At 38.2% G+C, this 20699-nt stretch carries 18 protein-coding genes; 3 read left to right on the top strand and 15 right to left on the bottom strand.

Annotated elements, in window-relative coordinates:
* Positions 1–14 precede the first annotated feature (14 nt).
* From porL to porN, 3 genes are read left to right on the top strand one after another with little or no spacing between them, the layout of a single operon-like run.
* Positions 15–893 (top strand): type IX secretion system motor protein PorL/GldL, encoded by an 879-nt coding sequence (gene porL, locus PKC55_RS04525; RefSeq protein ID WP_291126960.1) that lies wholly within the window; start codon positions 15–17, stop codon positions 891–893.
* Between the two features lie 54 nt (positions 894–947).
* Entirely contained in the window at positions 948–2516 is a 1569-nt protein-coding gene (gene porM, locus PKC55_RS04520) for a type IX secretion system motor protein PorM/GldM (protein ID WP_324372051.1), read from the top strand.
* Between the two features lie 21 nt (positions 2517–2537).
* Positions 2538–3410 (top strand): type IX secretion system ring subunit PorN/GldN, encoded by an 873-nt coding sequence (gene porN, locus PKC55_RS04515; RefSeq protein WP_291126956.1) that lies wholly within the window; start codon positions 2538–2540, stop codon positions 3408–3410.
* Between the two features lie 244 nt (positions 3411–3654).
* Here porN and PKC55_RS04510 read toward each other — a convergent pair whose 3' ends face one another.
* The 15 genes from PKC55_RS04510 to rplU form a co-directional block, all read right to left on the bottom strand.
* Complete coding sequence (locus PKC55_RS04510; RefSeq protein ID WP_291126953.1) at positions 3655–5025, bottom strand: alpha-amylase family glycosyl hydrolase; 1371 nt, start codon at positions 5023–5025, stop codon at positions 3655–3657.
* Positions 5026–5060: 35 nt separating this feature from the next.
* On the bottom strand, positions 5061–6398 hold the full coding sequence (locus PKC55_RS04505) for an SLC45 family MFS transporter (RefSeq protein WP_291126951.1): 1338 nt from the start codon (positions 6396–6398) through the stop codon (positions 5061–5063).
* A gap of 34 nt (positions 6399–6432) precedes the next feature.
* Positions 6433–7458 (bottom strand): LacI family DNA-binding transcriptional regulator, encoded by a 1026-nt coding sequence (locus PKC55_RS04500; RefSeq protein WP_291126949.1) that lies wholly within the window; start codon positions 7456–7458, stop codon positions 6433–6435.
* 36 nt (positions 7459–7494) lie between these two features.
* Positions 7495–9339: a glycoside hydrolase family 13 protein gene (locus PKC55_RS04495; RefSeq protein WP_296948645.1), complete on the bottom strand. Its 1845-nt coding sequence runs from the start codon at positions 9337–9339 to the stop codon at positions 7495–7497.
* Between the two features lie 22 nt (positions 9340–9361).
* Positions 9362–12028, bottom strand: coding sequence for a 4-alpha-glucanotransferase (locus tag PKC55_RS04490; protein WP_291126945.1), 2667 nt, complete (start codon positions 12026–12028; stop codon positions 9362–9364).
* A 235-nt stretch (positions 12029–12263) separates the two neighbouring features.
* Entirely contained in the window at positions 12264–13808 is a 1545-nt protein-coding gene (locus tag PKC55_RS04485) for a 4Fe-4S dicluster domain-containing protein (RefSeq protein ID WP_324372045.1), read from the bottom strand.
* A 21-nt stretch (positions 13809–13829) separates the two neighbouring features.
* Positions 13830–14768 carry a DUF362 domain-containing protein gene (locus tag PKC55_RS04480; RefSeq protein ID WP_291129199.1) on the bottom strand — a complete coding sequence of 313 codons (939 nt, stop codon included), beginning with the start codon at positions 14766–14768 and terminating at the stop codon, positions 13830–13832.
* Between the two features lie 29 nt (positions 14769–14797).
* Positions 14798–16699, bottom strand: a complete 1902-nt coding sequence (locus PKC55_RS04475) for a TonB-dependent receptor (protein ID WP_324372042.1) — start codon at positions 16697–16699, stop codon at positions 14798–14800.
* Positions 16700–16705: 6 nt separating this feature from the next.
* Positions 16706–17107, bottom strand: a complete 402-nt coding sequence (locus PKC55_RS04470) for a phosphoribosyltransferase (RefSeq protein WP_291129193.1) — start codon at positions 17105–17107, stop codon at positions 16706–16708.
* A 9-nt stretch (positions 17108–17116) separates the two neighbouring features.
* On the bottom strand, positions 17117–17626 hold the full coding sequence (locus PKC55_RS04465) for an ECF transporter S component (protein WP_291129190.1): 510 nt from the start codon (positions 17624–17626) through the stop codon (positions 17117–17119).
* A 329-nt stretch (positions 17627–17955) separates the two neighbouring features.
* Positions 17956–18594 (bottom strand): pyridoxamine 5'-phosphate oxidase, encoded by a 639-nt coding sequence (pdxH, locus tag PKC55_RS04460; protein WP_291029496.1) that lies wholly within the window; start codon positions 18592–18594, stop codon positions 17956–17958.
* 348 nt (positions 18595–18942) lie between these two features.
* Positions 18943–19287: a DUF2023 family protein gene (locus PKC55_RS04455; RefSeq protein WP_291129187.1), complete on the bottom strand. Its 345-nt coding sequence runs from the start codon at positions 19285–19287 to the stop codon at positions 18943–18945.
* 14 nt (positions 19288–19301) lie between these two features.
* Positions 19302–19802, bottom strand: a complete 501-nt coding sequence (gene fldA / locus PKC55_RS04450) for a flavodoxin FldA (protein ID WP_135103842.1) — start codon at positions 19800–19802, stop codon at positions 19302–19304.
* 213 nt (positions 19803–20015) lie between these two features.
* A complete protein-coding gene (rpmA, locus tag PKC55_RS04445; protein WP_006842455.1) occupies positions 20016–20279 on the bottom strand; it encodes a 50S ribosomal protein L27 in 264 nt (87 codons plus the stop codon).
* A gap of 20 nt (positions 20280–20299) precedes the next feature.
* Positions 20300–20611: a 50S ribosomal protein L21 gene (rplU, locus tag PKC55_RS04440; protein WP_252637731.1), complete on the bottom strand. Its 312-nt coding sequence runs from the start codon at positions 20609–20611 to the stop codon at positions 20300–20302.
* Between the last annotated feature and the right edge of the window lie 88 nt (positions 20612–20699).

Raw genomic sequence — 20699 nt, 5'->3', positions numbered from 1 at the left:
AGAGAGCTCTCAAAATGGGAAAAGCGTGGCATAATTTTAGGCGATTTATTGCAAGTAGAAGAGGACAGACAGTGTTTAATATTCTTTATAGTTGGGGTGCTGCTGTAGTCATCCTGGGGGCAATGTTTAAAATTATGCATGTACCGGCAGGGAACATCGTTCTGATGATCGGAATGATTGTCGAGGTTATTGTTTTTATTGCCGCAGGGTTCGACTACTCATCTCCATCGAGTGATGAGGTCGGAGCGAATGCTTTATCCGGAGTAATAGTAAGTGGTGGGGTTGGATATGACGAATCCCCTTCTAATATAAAACTAGCAGAGGCAAGGAAATCCGGAGATTCTATAAAATCCTCCGGAGTTTCCGGCTCTTCGGTCGTTGTTCTTGGCGGTTCGGGTGGAAATGGAGTAACAGCTGTTTCTGGCAGTGGATCATCTTCATCATCGCCTACAGGGCAAACTTCTGCTGCTCGTACAGGTTCGGCAGATTATGGACAGAGCGCAGCAAATACAGCTCAAAATTTAGAAGAATTCTCCACTACAATTAACTCGTTGAATGAGGCTTCTCAAAAACTATTGAAAGCATATAATCAAATCACCGAAACAAATGGTTTTGTAGACAATCTGACTACATTAAATCAGAATGTGAGTGGTTTGAACGATGTATTTAATGCACAATTACAGACTATAACTGAACAAATGTCGGCTATCAGATATATTAATGACAGTTTGGCAAGGATGAAGAATTTATATGATGGAGCTATTGGTGATAGTTACATGTTCCGAGAAGAGTCTGCGAAAATGACCAAACACATTGAGGCTTTGAACAATGTATATGCTCGTTTATTACAAGCTATGACAACGAATAACAATCCAAACCAACCTAAATTCTAAGATAATCGGAGAAATAAAAAAACAGAATTAGAAACCTAAAGAAGAGAATATAAGATGGCTTTAAGTAAAGGGCAATTGACTAGGCAGAAGATGATCAATCTCATGTATCTGGTGTTTATTGCGATGCTAGCTCTAAATGTTTCTACCGAGGTATTGGATGGATTTGTGATGATTAACGATAATATTCAAGAATCTATTGTTGTCACAGATGAAAGAAATAAACAGATATACGCAGATATAGCTGCTTCTTATGAGACTAACAGAGACAAAACTCAGGACTCATATAATAGGGCACAAAGTGTAAAAGCTAAGACCGATTCTATTTTCGATTATTTGCAGTATCTAAAACTGGAAATTGCAAAAAAGACAGATGGAGCCGATGCTGATATAAATAATTTGAAATCGAAAGATAATCTCGATGCTTCTTCCGAAGTAATGATTTCACCAGTGGGTGGTCAGGGAAAGAAGCTGAAAAAAATATTAGACACGTATCGGGAAGCTATGGTGGCGCAGATTCCTGACGAGAGCAAACGTAAGATCGTAAGCAGTACTTTATCTACTGAACCTTCTGCAAGAGCAAAGAAGGATCATAAAGATTGGATAACTTCCTCTTTTGACGGTATGCCAAGTATTGCTGTGCTGACTTTCCTTTCAGAATTGCAAATGAATGTGAAGCAGGCCGAGGGTGAAGTTCTGAATGATCTTGCTAAAAATATCGACTTGAAAGATATTCGTGTAAATGAACTGAGTGCTTTTGTTGTTCCGCAATCAAATATGGTGATGAAAGGTGTACCTTACAAAGCCAATATTATAATGGCGGCGGTAGATACAACACAACGACCTCGTATTGTTATAAATGGTAAAGAGTTACCATCCGAGAAAAATGGTTTGTATGAAGTTGGTACAGGAGCTTCCGGTACATATAAATTCGATGGATTTATCGAGCTTATGGATAGGAGTGGATTGCCTGTAAGACGTAATTTCTCTCAGGAATATACAGTAATGGAACCTATGGCCACAGTAGCGCCATTCTGGATGGATGTGCTATATGCCGGGGTTCAGAATATGTTGACTATTGCTGTGCCGGGTGTAGCCAGTCAGGACGTACAGGCTACAGTGGTAAGTGGGGGGACATTAACTCCTTCGGGCAAAGATTGGGTTGCAGTGCCTTCACCATCTCTGATAGGTCAGAAGTTTATAATTTCTGTATCTGCAAAGGTGAATGGAACACAACAATTCATAGCAAGGAAGGAATTGAGGATTCGTCCGTTACCGGAACCATTAGCGTTTATCTCATATACAGATCAGAACGGTGCACCAAAAGTATTTAGAAAAGGAGTTATAGCCAGATCTATACTACTGGGCACACAGGGTATAAAAGCTTCTATCGATGATGGTATTCTGAATATTCCATTTCAGGTTTTGAGCTTCAGAACAATGTCTGTGGACGCTATGGGAAATGTAACTCCTGAAATGTCAAGTGGTGCTAATTTCTCACCTCGTCAGATAGAGCAAATGCGAAGAATGACTAGAGGTACAATTTTAATAATATCAGGAATAAAAGCCAAAGGCCCCGATGGTATAGAAAGAGATCTATACCCAATGGAAGTAAGAATTAATTAATTAACACAAAATACACATCCTATGAAATATATTGTTTCATTAATGTTGGGTGGACTGCTCTCGGCAAGTTCACTCTCTGCACAAAACTCAGCAAATAACGCATTCAGAATGATGAATGGAGCACCTGTTACATCGTCCACGGAAGATATGATTACAGAGATTTCGTCCAGAGAGCTTTTTCTTATGGAGAATTCGATGAACGATTACTCGTCTGCTACATGGACTAGAGATATATACAGGGAAGTATATGATGTAGAAGGCAACGAATCCTTGTTTTATCCAACAGTTTCAACCGAAAAGCGTGCTAATTTGTTTTCTCTTCTGATTAATCTTTTATCAGATAATACAATTGCCGCATATAAATTCGAAGATCAACCCGACTTCAATGATGATAGTAAATATACAGCAAAAGGGGTGATGGAGCAGAATCGCATTGGATATACAGTAAATAACAATCATACACTTTCTATAAAAAGGGAAGATTTGGCAAATATGCAAATCACTTGTTACCTTGTAAAGGAAAAATGGTATTATGATATTGCAACAGGAAAAGGAGATGTCCGTGTAGAAGCTATTTGCCCTGTGATTTGCGACAGAGGAAGAGAATATCCGATGTTTTGGGTAATGTTTGACGATATTAGTGTATATCTCGCCAGGGCCATATCTCCCGTAGCTGTAGCTAATATTACTCCGGTACTAAGCAATGCCTCTTTTTACGATATCTTCAGAAACAGATATTATAGAGGGTGTATATACCGTGTAGGGGTGCGAGACTTAGCTAAATATTTTACGACCCCTGAAAGTCTTACAAAAGAACGCAAACGTATTGAAAGCGAACTTGACTTTGTGCAATCCCGTTTTGACGCTGTAGCAACAGCTCATCAGAAGAATTAAGGAATTATGAGTTTTATATAGCCGAATTGAAGGGGGGGATCCGTATGGATACCCCTTTTCTTTTGCTAGTTTTTTTGTGCAAATTAAGTTGCAAAAAGGAATTATTGTTGCATTCGCTCTTATCTGTTTTTTATCACAGAGTGAAAAGTACCACAGAATTTTTGTATTATATGCTTATATACAAGAAAAAAGCTTAAAAGTTTCCTTTTAAGCTTTCTTTGTGAATAAATATAAGTAATTCTGATTATTTTGGTCTTACAAATACTTTATACTCCCATGCTTTTAGAGACGGGGGTAATTCCGGAACATTCACTCCCGCAAAATAATCGGTATAGCTGCCACGTCCTATGGCGTCATTGCTAGTATAATTGATATCTTTGTTCGATAAGTTGAGCATTACAACAATCTCTTGTCCTGCTCTTTCTCTCGAATATATCAACAGCTCCTTATTTGCAGAAGTATTATATTTCTTGAATGTGCCACCCTGTCCGGCTTGTAGCGCAGGATGGGTATGTTTTAATTGATTAAGCTTCTTATAGAACTGTGTTGTGCTATTTTCTGCCCATGAAGGAACCATATCTTTTTCGAAGAATGACAAGCGTTTTTTGAGTCCTACTTCCTGACCGGTATATATCATCGGCATTCCATTCAACGTGTAGGTAAGAACTGCAAACGCTTCAACACCTTTTCCGTAGCGTTCAAACTCTGTTCCATTCCATGAATTTTCATCATGGTTTGTTAAGAAGAGCATTTTATAAGCGTCCGGACACATTATCGTATCCAGTTTTTGAATATATGATGTAATATCTTCTGCACTCTTTGTTCCTTTGTTTACATCAGCCATCATGTGCATCAACTCCCATGAGTAGTTTGCATCAAATGCGTGTTCCAATAAATCATAATTTTCGGATTCAGCAAGCATAAATACAGGCTTGATGCTATCTAAAGTTTTACGTACATCGTTCCAGAAATCGGTAGGTACTTCATGAGCCATATCGCAGCGATATCCATCTATATTGAAATCCTTTATCCAGTATTTCAGGGCATCTGTCATTGCGGCTCTCATATCTTTGTTGTCATAATTCAGTTCGTAGGTATCAGTCCAGTCATACGGGCTTTTGATATTACCAAGACTATCTTTCATATACCAATCGGGATGTTCTGTAGTCCAGGCATTATCGCAACCGGTATGATTTGCAACCCAGTCCAGTATTACTTTAAAGCCCATTTCATGCGCTTTATCTACCATCTTTTTGAAATCCTCTTTTGTTCCAAATTCAGGGTTGATATCTTTATAGTCTCTTACAGCATAGTAACTTCCGAGAGTGCCTTTTCTATTCTTTTCCGAAATAGGATGTACAGGCATAAACCAAAGCACGTCTACACCCAGCTCTTTGAGTCGGGGAAGATGTTGTTCGAAAGCGACAAAGGTTCCCTCTTTAGTATACTGTCTTACGTTAACTTCATATATTACAGCGTTTCGAGTCCAATCCAAGTGTTTGACTGTACATTTCTCTTCTTGTTGTTCTTGAGTGTTTTCTGTTTGAGTTTTTGGTTTACACGCATAGCTGGTAAGAGCTATTAATGTGATTACAAATAATAATTTATTTTTCATAAATATTTATTCTTTCAGATAATTATATTTTCTAATTATTTAGCAGATTCGGGTTTAAGTTCTTTATGTGAGTCTTCGACAAAAGATACCGATATAGCAGCCAAAAGCATGGCTATCCCTGCAACCACCAACATCATTATAGAGCTGCCGCCAACCACATGCTTTAATATAAGCCCGCCTGTCAGCCCTGCTACGATCTGAGGTATGGTAATCGTTGCATTAAAGATTCCCATGTATAACCCCATTTTACTAGCCGGTAACACGGCTGATAGTATAGCGTAAGGCATAGCCAGTATACTTGCCCAAGCAATACCGACACCTACCATAGAAACAAGCAATAGGTATTTGTCCTCAAACACATACATAGACATCAGCCCTAAAGCACCAAGCAGTAATGAAAAAGAATATACTTTTTTTCGACCGAGCTTATCAGCGATTTTAGCCATAAAAATAGCAAAGATTGCCGCAAAGATACCGTATACACCACTTAATACCCCGTTCCAGTTTCCGGCTTCGTTATATGCCGCAGAGAGAGGGTCTGTTGTATGCCACACATTCTCTGCAATTCCGCCGATTGCATACACCCACATAATGAAGAGTGCAAACCATGAGAAAAACTGTACTATAGCCAGTTGTAACATCGTTTTTGGTGTGGCCTTGAGTACATCTATAAAAGATTTCTTTTGTTTTTCTTCTTCTGTTATATTATTATATTCTTCATACTCTTTCGGGGCATATTCTTTGACACGAATACTTGTCCATAACACTGTCAGTAAAAGTGCCGAACCTCCTATATAAAAAGACCAGATAACAGATGGTGCAACCTTTTCTCCTGCACCGGGAATATTCTGAATACCTATCCAAGTAAGTATAAATGGTAGGAATGATCCAACTACAGCTCCAATGTTTGTAAGGAAGCTTTGAGTTGAATATCCTAGATTTCGTTGTTTGTCATTCACCATATCGCCAACCAAAGAGCGGAATGGCTGCATAGAAACATTAAACGCACAATCCATAAATAACAGCATGAATGCTCCAAAAAAGACAGGAGGCATAATAGCTGCTACAAACTCGGAATTTGGCATAAAGAACATGGCAATGGCCGAAACTATAGCTCCTCCCAAAATAAATGGAATACGACGTCCTAGACGTGTCCATGTACGGTCACTCGACATCCCTATGATTGGTTGTACGATGAGCCCGGCAATAGGGGCAGCTAGCCAGAATAATGGAAGATGATGAGGGTCAGCACCTAAAGCTGATAAGATACGGCTTGTTTGAGAACTTTGTAAAGAATATCCGATTTGTATTCCTAAGAATCCGAAACTAAGGTTCCAGATTTGCCAAAATGTTAGACTTGGTTTTTGTTTCATGGTTTGTCCGATTATCTAAATAAACTTATTGTTATTAGCCATCAGACAAATTTCGTGTTGTCTGCCTGACAATTAATGAAGTTTTTATTATTTTGTTTTTCCTTGAGGTATTCTCAGGGTTTTCTATTTTTTCTAGAATTAGTTTCATCGCTTCCATTCCGACCTCTATAGGGTGTTGATCCATAGTTGTTAACATTGGGTCGGTATCTTGAGATATATTAGAATTCGAAAATCCGCAGATAGAGATTTCGTCAGGAACCTTGAATCCCAACTTTTTACAAGCAAGCAATATTCCCGAAGCCGTATAATCATTCATCGCCATGAAGGCATCAGGATGATTGGACTCTTGTAAGATTTCCATTGCTTTCTCATATCCAAGCTGTTTTGTGTCTGCGGTACGTATCAGTTGTTCATCAACAGGTATCTGATGTTTTCTCAGAGCGTCCAAATAGCCATTTTTCCTGTTTTTTGAAATCTCAAGATGCGAAGGAGCTGAAAAGAAGGCTATACGCTTACAGCCTGTTTTTATCATATAATCTACAGCAGTAAGTGTTCCATTGTAGTCGTCCACTACTACTTTATCTGAATCGATTCCGGTACATATCCTATCGAAGAAGATGACGGGAATATCATTGTCTATCAGTTCCTGAAAATGATCATATTTTGTTGTTGTCTTCGACTGAGAGATTAAAATCCCACATACTCGTGCCTTTATTAGCGTTTGCACATTTCTTGACTCCTTTTTATAGTCTTCAAGCGATTGGCAAACAATTACATGATAATCTTTTTCTTCAGCAACTGTTTCCATTCCGGAAAGGACACCCGAAAAAAAGTGATTAGCCAGTTCAGGTACAATAACTCCAATAATATTGTTGTGTTGAGTTCTGAGACTTAAAGCCAACGCATTTGGCTTATACTTATGCTTTTTTGCATAATCCTGTACTATTCTCCGTGTTTCAGGGCTGATGTCCGGATTATCTTTAAGCGCCCTCGATACTGTCGAGGGCGATATATTAAGATCCTTTGCAATATCTTTAATAGTAAGAGGCCCTTTTTTCATGCACTAGAATTTTGATGATACTTTCTATAAAAGTAATCAAAATTCTAATATAAAAACACTTCTTGGCCTAATTGTTAACGTCTCACCATCCAAGTTTATAATATTTTCAGTGATAATATCTTTAGCCTGACTTTTAGGTAGTATTTCTTTGTAAGTGGCTAAATTAATTGTCTTTTCGCTATCCGAGCCACTTAATATAACAACTACCGATTTTCCATTATACTTACGCTCATAAACGTAAACGCCATTGGTTGGGGCAAAATGCTTTAGAGTCCCTTTTGCTATTATTTCATTCCCCTTGCGCCAGTTTAATATCTTCTTCATATAATCGAAGGCCTCGTTTTGTTGAGCCGTTCTTTCATTCGCCTTAAACATATTCACTGCATCACCTTGCCATCCACCGGGGAAGTCGCGACGAAGATATCCATCACCTTCACTTTTGTCTGCCGCCATTAATATTTCTGTACCGTAATATATTTCAGGTATGCCACGAGTCGTTAATAGAAAAGCAATAGCTTGTTTATATCTGTTTAGATTTGATGTTTGTTTTTCATTCTTGAAAAAGCGTGATGTATCATGATTGTCAAGAAATATCAATAGGTCATGAGTGTTTTCATAAACAATATCCTGTCCTAAATATTCGTATATGCGAGATAGCCCCAAATCCCATGTTGTCTCTTCGTCAAAAGCTTTTTCCATCACAGACAATAGAGGGAAGTCCATTACACTGCGAAGGTTAGAGTTTCTTGGTGCAGCCAGTTTGCTGTCTTTTTGCCAGAAAGCAATGGCTACGTTGTTGTTTAACCAAGTTTCACCTACAATATTGAAATCAGGATATTCTTCTGTAACTTCTTTACACCAGCGAGACATCATATCGTAATCGGCATATGGGTGGGTATCTTGACGGATGCCATCAATACCACTATATTCTATCCACCAGATACTGTTTTGAATTAGATACTTTGCTACATGCTCGTTACGTTGATTGAAGTCCGGCATAGATTCAACAAACCATCCGTCAATAGCTAGTTTTTTGTCTGCTGCTGAAGCATAAGGATCATGTTGCGTTGTAGTTTTATAAGATGTCTGAACATATTTGTCAGGATAATTAAACCAGTCCCTGGAAGGCTTGTCTGTAAATAGATAGTGTTCGCTGCCACAGTGATTAAATATCATATCCATAACTACTTTCATACCCTTCGCATGAGTTTTGTCTACAAGATCAACAAATTCTTGGTTCGAACCAAAGCGACGGTCTACTTTGTAGTAGTCAGTTGCTGCATACCCATGATAAGAACCTTCCGGCATATCGTTTTCCAGTACCGGATTGAACCAGATAGCTGTCACGCCTAAATCATGTATATAATCCAGGTTATCGGCTACCCCTTTGAAGTCTCCGCCATGGCGGGCATATTGTTGATTTCTATCTACTTTGGTTTCACGCATTCCCGGAATCACATCATTTGTAGGATCTCCGTTCGCAAATCGATCCGGCATGATGAGATATAAAACATCACTGGAGTTAAATCCAACCCTTTCGGATGAACCCGCTTTACGTTGTTTAATCTCATAAGGAATAACTTTCTTGTCTTTACCTTGTTGTAAGATAATATCAAATTTCTCAGGTTGGGCATTCGAAAGATCCAAATATAAAATAAGATAGTTAGGATTTTCAAGCTTTACAGTTTCTTTTATTCTGGCCGTTTTGGAAGTAATACTTACATCACATTTAGATATATTATTTCCGTGAATCAGCACTTGCAGTTCGGGGTTTTTCATTCCCGCCCACCAGAAAGCCGGATCTACAGTCTTTATATCAATTGCTAGAATTGATTGACTTACAAAAACAAGAAGTAATAAAATTAAACAGTTTCTTTTCATCGGTATATTTATATATATAGGTTTATTCTCTTCCGGATGATTTTACCATGTCTTTTACATGTGCATTATATTCTTTGGCATCTAATAATTCCTCTAAACTGAGGTGCATGCGATATCTCCAATAATGTTGTGCAATCGCCGGAATATTTATACGTTCTTCTTCGGGGTTCTCTCTTTTCAGCTTATCATCTATCGAGAGCCAGTCTTGAAGAGGGAGGATAGCTAGCATTGAAGGAGAATTTAAGTGATTGGTTACAATCTGCGAGCATAACTCAGAATTACAGTCTTTCGGAGCAGCTCCGTTTTTCCATAATATTTGATTGTAATACTTCTGCGTTGTTTCTCTATTTTCGTTCCACCATGCTCTTATCGGAGCCATGTCATGAGTGGATGTAGTACAAACACTCATATATGGCAAGTTGCCCAGATAGTTGAAAGCCATATCTTTAACTTTAGGCATACGCTCTATCTCCAGACTGAGTATTTGCAACTCGTTCATTACAGACGGAACAGACTCCGGAACCATCCCAAGGTCTTCTCCACATACAAGCATGCGTGTAGAAGCTATCAGACTAGGCAATTTGCTCATAGCTTGCTCTCTCCAGAATTGGGAGTGACGACGATAGAAGAATTCGTCATAAAGTCTGTTGAACGCGAGTTTAGCATTGTTGTCCAGATTGGCATACGAATGGGTGTACTGTGCAGTAATACGTGGATGATATTTCCAAGGTTCACGTTTATCTTTAATAAACAAGACCTCATTACATAAACTGTACAGTCCGTTTCGTATAACATTGCTTTTATTATCGGTCTTATTTTCAAATAGAGCTTTAATCTTCACTTGAGTATTGCAAGAGTCTTTCAATTTGAACGTTTGCCAAGCAATCGGAGTTAGATATCTATCAATAACGTCTTGAGTATATTCTCCAAATACATCATTTAGGAAATGTTCGTGAATATAAGGACTGGTCATTCTATACTCATCAAACCACATACCCCACGATTGTATTTCTTCTACAGTCATCGGTATGGCAGGGCTAAAATACCCTAAGAGACCTTGTACCGATGATAGAGGTATTTCCCAGATGCGGAAAAATCCTAATATATGGTCAATCCGATATGCGTCGAAATAATCGGCCATTTTTCGGAAACGCTTTACCCACCATTGGTAGCCGTCTTTTGCCATTTCATCCCAATTGTATGTAGGGAATCCCCAGTTTTGACCGAAAAACGAGAAATCATCAGGTGGCGCACCCGTTTGTACATCCAGATTGAAAAGGTGAGGTTCTACCCATGCTTCAACGCTGTTGCGGCTTATACCGATAGGTATATCACCTTTTAATACAACTTCATGTTGATGAGCATACTCTTTTACTTCTTTCAATTGTATATGTAGCAGATATTGAGTAAAGCAAAGCATCTCTACGCTTTCTTTTGCTTCTTTATTTGATTTTATAAATGCAGTTAACTTCTTTTTATCAAAAGAGTTTTGGGTTTTCCATAAAGAGAAGTTTGCCGTTTTGTACACATCACGGAAGTACGAAAAACAAGCATAAGGGAACAGCCATTCTTCATTCTGCTTATAGAAAGTGAGATAGTCTTTACTTTTGAGGGTTGATGTTCCGATCTCTTTAAATAAATCTTTTATATATGACGACTTAAGGGCTAAAACCTTATCATAGTCTATTTCTTTTAATGCATTTAGCTCTTTAGCCTCACTTTCGTATTTCTTATATAATTTCTCATCCTTGAGCGGATAACTCTTTAAGCCTAAATAGATAGGGTGGAGAGCATAAATAGATATCGCATTATATGGGTATGAATCAATCCACGTGTGCGTGATTGTAGTATCGTTGATCGGTAATATTTGTATGATTTTTTGTCCCGTAAGGGTAGACCAATCAACCATTTTTTTGAGGTCGGAAAATTCACCGATACCAAAGCTATCGTTTGATCGTAGCGAGAATACAGGGATAGATACTCCGGCAGCTTTCCAGCTCATCCATTCGTGGCGATAGTCAAGTGCCTCTACTCTTACTGTATCTTCCTTTTCCGCGATGGGTGAGAGTACTCTGTTTGAGCCCTTTTCCCAATGGATTATCTTGTTCTCTGAATTGTCGTATATAGCTAATTTATACTCCTGGGGAGTTTTTATAGGGGTTGCATTGATTGCCACTTGCCATTCTCCAAAATTAGCAGGATTAAGGTGTATCGCCTTTTCGATGTTCCATTCGCCTAAAGCTTTTGACGAACCGGAAAGAATCATCGTTTGATTTTTCTTTATATATGGGCAATTTACCTTGACTAAAATAGTTTTTTTGTAATATTTCAGTTTTGAAGCATTGTCATGATGGAAAAAGCTTTCCGAAAATCCTGAAGTATAAAGATATCTTTGAGATGGAACTCCACGCCATGAATCCAATATATCGAAAGTCTTACTTGAATCCAGTAATAACGTATGAGGATCTCCCCACTCTTGTGCAGTAACTATTTCATTTTCTTTTACAATATAGCGATATTCTATAGATGTATCATTTGTTTCGAAATCAACAATCCATTCACTTGAAGAGATACATGTCATTTTCAGAGCCTTCTTCTCGTCCCAGTTGCCTAACTCGGGGCAAGATCCGCAGACATAGATGTTTTGTCCCCAGACAGTATGATAGTCGATATGTAACTTTATTTTCATGTTGCAGTTTTTATGGTTATAGATTAATGGTCTTTTTATGCAAAAGAGTATATCTGCTAAACAAAACTACATATTAAAGCATCATACTATAGCTTTAGAGGATTCTTTTTTTATAAAAATGATTTGCAAACGATTGCATTAGAACATAAAAAGCACAGAATCAGTTCTGTGCTTTCAATGCTTCTGTTGATTATTATTGAGGTTGAAAATGTTTTCCGATCTTTTCGAATTGGAATCAGAAACCAAAGCCATCAATGACAACATCTTCTTTCTTTTCTTCCTTAAAAGCTTTACGCTGTTTGTGCTCCTTGTTTCCTTCCACGTATATAGCTCTGTATGGGCGAACCGGACAAATATATTCACAGCCACCACAACCTACACAGATATCAGGGGTGATGAATGGGATAGTTAAACCTTCGTGACCTTCGTACGGAATCATCGTTACGGCTTGAGTAGGGCAATGCTCTGCACAGGCTCCGCAATTTGTCCCTTCGGTATGAACTACGCATATATCTTCGTGAAAAGTCACACGTCCAATTTGAGTCATATGTTTTTCTTCTATCGTAAGCGATTTTAGAGCATGACTTGGGCAAACATCAGAGCAAACAGTACAATTGTAATTGCAAAAACCGTTATCGTAGTTCATCATAGGTTGCATCATTCCCCCTAATCCATATTCCATAAAGGCAGGCTTGATAACTTTTGATGGGCATCGGCTGATGCAAAGATGACACGCTGTACAGTGCTCTAGTAAATGTTCTGCACTTACCGCACCCGGGGGGCAAATAGCATTCTTGCGGATGTACCTACCGTTACCGGTCAACTCAGCAGTTTTGTTTTGGGCATACGCAGCAGGAACAGCTATCGCTGTGGTGAGTCCGGCAAAAAGGAATTGTCTTTTATTTTTATCGGTTTTGTTATCCGCTTCCGCTCTTGTTGGACGTTTTTTCTTGAAAGATGGAGAAAACGCAAGTGCATTTTTTGAGCAACTACTTAAACAATTGAAACAGTCTACACAACGAGAGTAATCAACAGCGTGATTTTTGCTGTCGATGCACGAAGCTTTACATTTCGTAGCACATGAACCACAGCTATTGCACAAGCTTTCGTCTATCCTGATTTTAAATAAGGAAAACTTGCTTAAGAATCCCAATACTGTGCCTACCGGACAGATAGTGTTACAATATGTTCTTCCATATCTCCAAGCAAAAAAGCCGATAGTAAAGAATGTAATCAACGCCACAATAAAAGAAAATAGGCTAAGCATGACTATTTCCACTTTATAGAAAGTATAATTACCAAAGCTTGTAAAAATAGATTCTAAAACATTGTTGCCACCCATATAAACCGGGCGGAATACATTCGAGATAATTCTTCCCCATGCACTGTAAGGATCGATTAATCCAAGTAGGATAGGGAATCCGGTCAAGAAGGCAATAATTGTCGCACCGAGAACACTCCAGCGAATAATGTTTTTTGCTTTACTGTAATTATAGCGTTTCTTTTTCTTTGAGAATAGGCGTCGTTTAGAAAACCAGCTTACAATATCTTGATATATTCCCATTGGGCATATAGACGAGCAGTAGATGCGCCCGAAAAGTAAGGTTAGGATAGCTAAAAAAAGAAGGATAAGCAAACTACCTCCCAGTATTGCGGGAACTAGTTGTATCTGGGCTAACCCGTGAAAACCTTCGGGGAGTAAGGCTGCAAAGTCCAGAAAATAGAATGTTATGAGAGTGAATATCACAATAGATATCCCTACTCGCAAGTACTTAAGCATTTGATGATAGTTATAGTTTAATTATATTTTTATTCTCTTGATGTTCAGTTTTTCAATATCCATTGTTCCCAGTTTTAGCTTTTGTCCGTTAGCCAAGTGACCTACATGGTCGAGTGGCATTTCACGTACCTGACCAAAGAATTTAGTAGCGGCAGTATCTACTGCAACAATATCTTGTGAGACGAACAATCCCTTTGTCGTTACCACGTCGGAGGCCGATCTTCCCTGAGGCCCGTTGGTTTTCACGATACGGTATGCGTCCACTACATTCAATACCGGTTTTTTAGAATATGTACACACGTCAGCAATGCATTGTTGCAGTCCGCTTGCATGAAATATTCTTCTATCCCATACAATGCCCATATAGTTTTTCATCGAGATAGTGAGATTCGCTCCACCATGATGTTTGAGTACAGGCACGTTGATCCATGCATCACAGTCCAGAATTGCTTGATGTATCTTTGTGTTTTTCAGGGTAACACCGTTAGGCAACGACACACTTTTGTAGTATGACTCCTCATGAGCAGGCACAACCTTTGCTCCGGCGGCCTTTGCAGCAGCTTCTATACCGCTATTCTTGTAGCATTTGAGCCAGTCGTCACAGGTGTGATCAAATACAGTAACTTCTTTAGCTCCGGCAGCAAAGCATTGTCTAACAATTTCACTGACAAGCTTTGGGTTCGTATTTCCGGCAAGCTCGGGAGCTTTGTCCCATCCAATGTTAGGTTTAACTACAACTTTATATCCTTTCTTTATAAATTTGCCCATACCTCCCAATTCTGAGATGGCACGTTTAAACATAGCGTCAGGTTCTCCGCCCATTACGGCTACCATATCCACCGGCTTACCTGTTTGAGTGTTTTCAAGCGTTTGGGCCAGTACGTCCATACCTGCGCTTGTCTTTATTGTTGCTGCAGCACCGGTGATGGCTATTGCTCTTAGAAAATTTCGTCTGTCCATAGTTAATCTTTATTTAATAAAACCTTATTTTAAAATCTTAAATTGACACCACCAAACACTGTTGCTCTAGGCATGGGGTATCCTGCATTTATTTCATACTTCTGAGCCAGAAGGTTTTCTCCTCTTGCAAATATTTCCAGCATGCTTATAGGCTTGTAAGCTGCTCTGATATTCCATAGAGTAAATGTTTCTTTCTTTGCTTCTGTATTTGTCACTTTGTTCTCAAGCACGGTATATAGCCCATCTATAAACTGAATACCTGTAGATAACATCCATTTGTTATACAAATAGTTTACCCCTGCATATAATTTGTGTTCGGGAGATGCCAGAACTTTATATTTCATATGCAAGAAGCTGTAGTTTGCAGACAGATTTACATGTGGGGCTATTCTATATTGAGTTGCAAATTCCAGTCCATAGTTTTTTATCTTTCCTGTATTTACATTCAATGGCTTGTTGTTTACCATCACGGTTTGTATGCTGTTACTGCCGTCTATATAATACAGACTTAGATCAAAATTTAATGCTCTGTTAAGTAATTTTTGAGATGCTGATATTTCGTAATTCATCAATCGCTCGGCTTTTAAGTCGGGATTCTGAGGAGGGAACATGTACATTTCGCGTATAGTAGGGTTACGAAAACCCTTACTAACGATTCCTTTTATTATTGTATTCTCCGTAGCTATATAACTCACTCCGGCTTGTGGAATGTATTCTGTACCGGTAATGGCGTGATGATCTATTCTTATTCCCGCATTTAGTGCTACTTTAGAAGCCAGTGTTTGTTGGAAGTTTATATATCCTGCAACTTCATTTATGCTTTTCTTGGCTATGTCTACATCATCTCTGTTATCCAGAAATTTGTTCCACGCATGTCCTCCGAAATGTTGAAAATCGAATCCTGCGGTTGTTTGGTTTCCTTTAAAGAAGCTGTAATTCTGGTAGAGGGTGATACCTACCATCTTATCGTTCGATCTGAACCTATAATCTTTGGCTTCTTCTGTAGGCGGATACCCGTCATTGATCTTATGCGAGCCGAAGTTATAATAGAATTTAAGAGCTCCTGATGTTCTCTCGTAGCTATTTTCAAGAGAGAAGGATGTTACTCCACGGGTAATATCGGCATCATTATCGATGACCGGACTATTCACCGCTCCGGGATTTGACGCTTTGAAATTAGTCAAGTCAAGATCAATAAAAGTTTTCCAGTTTGGAGTGAAATCATAACCGACTTTTGCATATCCACTATATTGCTCAAAATCCATATTTTCTCGCTGTCCGTCCGAACGGTTGTAACTTAAAGATACGTAGCTGCTGAACTTACCCGAACGAATAGCATTGTTCGCCTCTGTACTGAGTGTGTTGTATGAGCCATACATGGCTCTAACGTTTGTCTTCACTCCATTTTGCAGTTGCTTTCTGGTAATAATGTTGATCACCCCACCCATTGCATTCGATCCGTACAAAACGGAGGCTGGTCCACGCACTACTTCTACTCGTTCTGCCATTAATGACTGATACGAATCGGCTAGGGGATGTCCCATCAATCCCATATATTGTGGGTGTCCGTCTATCAACATCAGCATTTGTGTGGTAGGGCTTCCGCCTATACCACGTATTGTCATACCTCCGGCAGATCCTGCTGCGACACCGTAGCCCATAATGCTTCGTGAAGTAACGAACAAACCCGGGACTTCTTCTGTAATGATAGGTAATAATGATTGTTCAAACCGACTCTCGATTTGTTTACTTCCCACTATGCTTACACTCATCGGAAGATTGTTGATATTTACCGCCGGACGAGTTCCGGTGACAATAACATCTCCTAGTTGGATAGAATCCTTAGGTGCTGAAATTGGATTGTTATCTATGGCATAAGTAAGCTGGGCAAATAATAAAACAGAAGCAATGGCACTAATTGTTTTCTTCATTCATTTTTATAATAGCCACGGGAACTTGAAGCAATCTTCATCATATAGGGCATAATCTGCTTTTCCGTTTACCGCGAATGTTTTAACTAGTCTGGCACCTTCGAGCAACTTACATGCCAACGCCAGAGATGCGCCCGTCTTCACTCTGTCTTCTACCAGCAATATAGATTTGCCTCTGAAGTCGAAGTCGATGGGAGCTATCAATTGCGGACTTTCATATTTGGGCTTTTGGTAAGCGTCGCGTAGGTTTATTTTTAACAGATGGATATCGATATTTAGTCTTTGATTGAGAATAGCAGCAGGTATTATGCCTCCATTAGCGATAGCGACAATCATATCGAAGCTTTCATAAAAAGCAATGTCGCGGAAGCGTTCTAATACTTCCGAAAAAGACTTGTTGTCAGACATTTTTGTATCTTATATTTTAGCGATAGCTTTCAATAAAGCGTACCCCCCGAATATTTGTATTAACATTCCCGGAATACCAATACGGAAATCTTGTACTGCTGTAAAGAAATCTTTTACGATAGCCCATTCTATCAATGTGCCTGCTATCTGATATGCCAAAACAGCGGCAATTATTCCTAATAGAGAAATTTTTTCGAGTCGATGTGCTGCATAAGCTGCTGCTCCTGCTAATAAGGTAGACTTGATTAGTATGGCAGGGAGTAAAGCCACCGGAGGCATACCGAATAAAACACTATTGATAAGCGGAGATAATATTGCAGTTAACAAACCAACCCGTAGACCGTATTTGTACGCTGCTATCAGAGTGAAAAAGTAGATAGGAAGCCAGGTTAAGCCTCCACCAGGTATCAAATGGCATATCTGAGGAAGTGCAATGTTTCCAACAACGAATAACAATGTAAACAAATATGTTTTAATCTCTTTGTAAGTTAAGGAATAAAGTTTTACTGTTGTTTCCATAATTATAGTAAATTAAAGTATATGTAATTATTTATTTTATTCGTTGTCCTTTTCCGGATACCTGAGCCGGAATAAATATAAGTTTATGTAAAATAATGAGGAGTGTTATTTTATCTTACTGGCATTCTCTATATTGGTGTTAACGAATACAATACTAAAAATAATTATTGAAACGAACAAATATTATAATATCTTTTCACTTTTAGGCATAATGATTATAGTATCAGCGTAAAAATAGAAATTAATAATCAAACCTTCTATAATATCTGATAAAATATTTTTTCTTCTCGAAGCTTAATGCATAGATATTGTAGTATATCTATTTTAACTTATGGCGCGAGACGCTCAACTTCCCAAACCCCATCTTCAAGCACATATTGTATTCTGTCGTGCAGTCTGTTGCTGCGTCCTTGCCAGAATTCTATAAGATAAGGTTTAACAATATATCCTCCCCAGTTTTGAGGACGTACTATATTTTTGTCTTTAAACTTAGATTCATATTCTTTTATCAGTCCTTCCAAGTATTTTCTGTCGGGTATCGCACGGCTTTGGGGTGATGCCCAAGCTCCCAACTTGCTCTTTGCCGGACGGACTTCGAAGTAAGAGTCTGATTCTGCATCTGAAGTTTTTTCAACAATACCTTCTATTCTTACTTGTCTTTCCAATTCATTCCAAACAAAAGTTAAGGCACAGTACTTGTTTAGTGTAATTTGATAAGCTTTCTTGCTATCATAATTAGTAAAAAAAACGAATCCTTGTGGTTTAATCTGCTTGAGTAGTATCATACGCGAAGATGGTTTCCCATCGGGAGTAGCTGTTGCCAGATTCATCGCATTTGGTTCAAGGGCTTTCGCTATAATAGCTTCGTTAAGCCATTGTTCGAACATATCCATTGGGTCGGATAGGACATCGCTCTCGTCTAGTGTTTTTAAAGTAAAATCTCTTCGTATATTAAATAAATCTGTCATAAATTATGGTTAAAATAGTAGTGAGTTTATTATTGTATATATAACATAACAAAAAAGCAGTCTTTTTGTTGTTTTTTATTTCTTTTTGGTTGTTAAGGTTGTGATATATAATTTATTACATTTTTATTTTGCTCTTTGTTTATCATCTTTTTTTTGTTAAAAGGTGACAAAAGTGACACATTTTACTTCCCTTTATCTTGTCACTTTTTCTACTTCAGTATTCGTAAATATTATTTGCGGAAAGCTTGTGTATAATAAGATAATAGTTGTGTATAAAAATGAAAAATCCTCACTGACATCACGTCTGCGAGGATCTAGATCAACTAAAAAAACTATCCAATAGAAAAGTTATGCCAAACAAAGTGTATTAATATTTTTCTTTTGTCTCTTGCTGTATCTGTTGCATTGTTCACAGACACTATATCCTAATAATATTCCTAATATAAAATCTTCTTCAGGTGTTAATAAGTTCAAGGGTTTGTCTCCACATATTGCGTTGGCTACTAAGAGGCATTCCTCTTTGCCGAAAAAGACATTTATATTACCGTTTTTCAGATGGCTTATTTTATAATTAATCGAGTTTTTTCCCAATTTCCATCTGACTTTATCTTCATATTCTCCGGGTAGTGTACAGAGTACCAAGCTGCGCACCCCTTTTTTGTATTCGTAAATCAGGTGAAAGAAAACACGCATATTGATTTACTTTGTTAAATTGCTTTTTTAAGGTCTTCTGTCCAAATTGCAATGCGTTGATCTGTAAGGTTCGACTCGTTGTCGTTATCGATGAGCAAACCAAGAAATTCGCCGTCAACAACAGATTCAGAACTGTCGAAGGTATATCCCTCTGTGCTTACCTTACCGATTAGCTCGCAACCTTTACCCTTTATTACGCTGTATATTTTTGATAGGGCGTCGCCAAATGTATCGCTATATGAAGATGAATCACCACATCCAAACAGAGCTACTTTTTTACCATTCAGATCGGCAGCCTTTACTTTGTCGATATAGTATTCCCAATCGTCTTGAAGGTCACCCAATCCTAATGTTGAAGAACCGAATAATATTACATCGTAAGCTGAAAAGTCTGTATTTGCCTTTGATACATCATGTAAGTCAGCCTTGCTTACTTCCAGTTTTTTTGCTATTTCTTCCGCTACTTCTTGTGTGTTGCCGGTTGTTGAGCCGTAGTATATTCCTATTTTTGACATTCTGATAAATTTAAAATGATTAAATATCTAATTTTCTGTTTACAAAGTAATGACAACCAAGAAATGTATACAATACCAAGTAATAATGATATTTATGTCACTTTTTCACTATTTATAAGTAGGAATCATCGGTTGATGTAAGATTATCAGTTATATAAACAAAAAAAGCAGCCTGATTATCAGACTGCTTTCTCTATGTTTTAAACTTGTTTCTTAAGCTTCTGCTTTAGGAAGTACAGAAACAAATGATCTGTCGTTTCTTTTTTTGCGGAAAACCACTGTACCATCTACAAGAGCAAATAATGTATGGTCTTTACCAATACCTACATTTTCTCCCGGATGATGAGTTGTTCCTCTCTGACGAACTATGATGTTTCCTGCTTTTACAACTTCTCCACCAAATGCTTTAACGCCCAATCGTTTACTTTCCGATTCACGGCCGTTTTTCGAACTACCTACACCTTTCTTGTGTGCCATTGTCTTCTGTTTTTAACTGATTAAGCAATAATTTCTTTTACTATAACTTCTGAAAATTGTTGACGGTGACCGTTTAGTTTACGGTGTCCTTTTCTTCTTTTCTTGTGGAAAATAAGAACTTTATCCCCTTTTGCTTGAGAAACAACCTCAAGAACTACTTTTGCACCATTTACAGTCGGTGTACCTACTGTTACTGTGCCGCCGTTGTCAACTAATAATACTTTATCGAACTCAACTGTTGAGCCATTTTCTGCATTGATTCTATGAACAAACAACTTTTGGTCTTTTTCAACTTTCATTTGTTGTCCTTGAATGTCTACAATTACGTACATCTGTTTTGTTATTTACAGGTTATGTGCCTGAGGCGAACCGTTTTATATACAGTTTCTTGTTAGCCTATTAGCAATCGGGTGGCAAAGA

Origin of the sequence: Dysgonomonas sp., assembly GCF_035323175.1 — a bacterium.
Lineage (GTDB): Bacteria > Bacteroidota > Bacteroidia > Bacteroidales > Dysgonomonadaceae > Dysgonomonas.
This window is presented reverse-complemented; position numbering and strand designations above follow the sequence as displayed.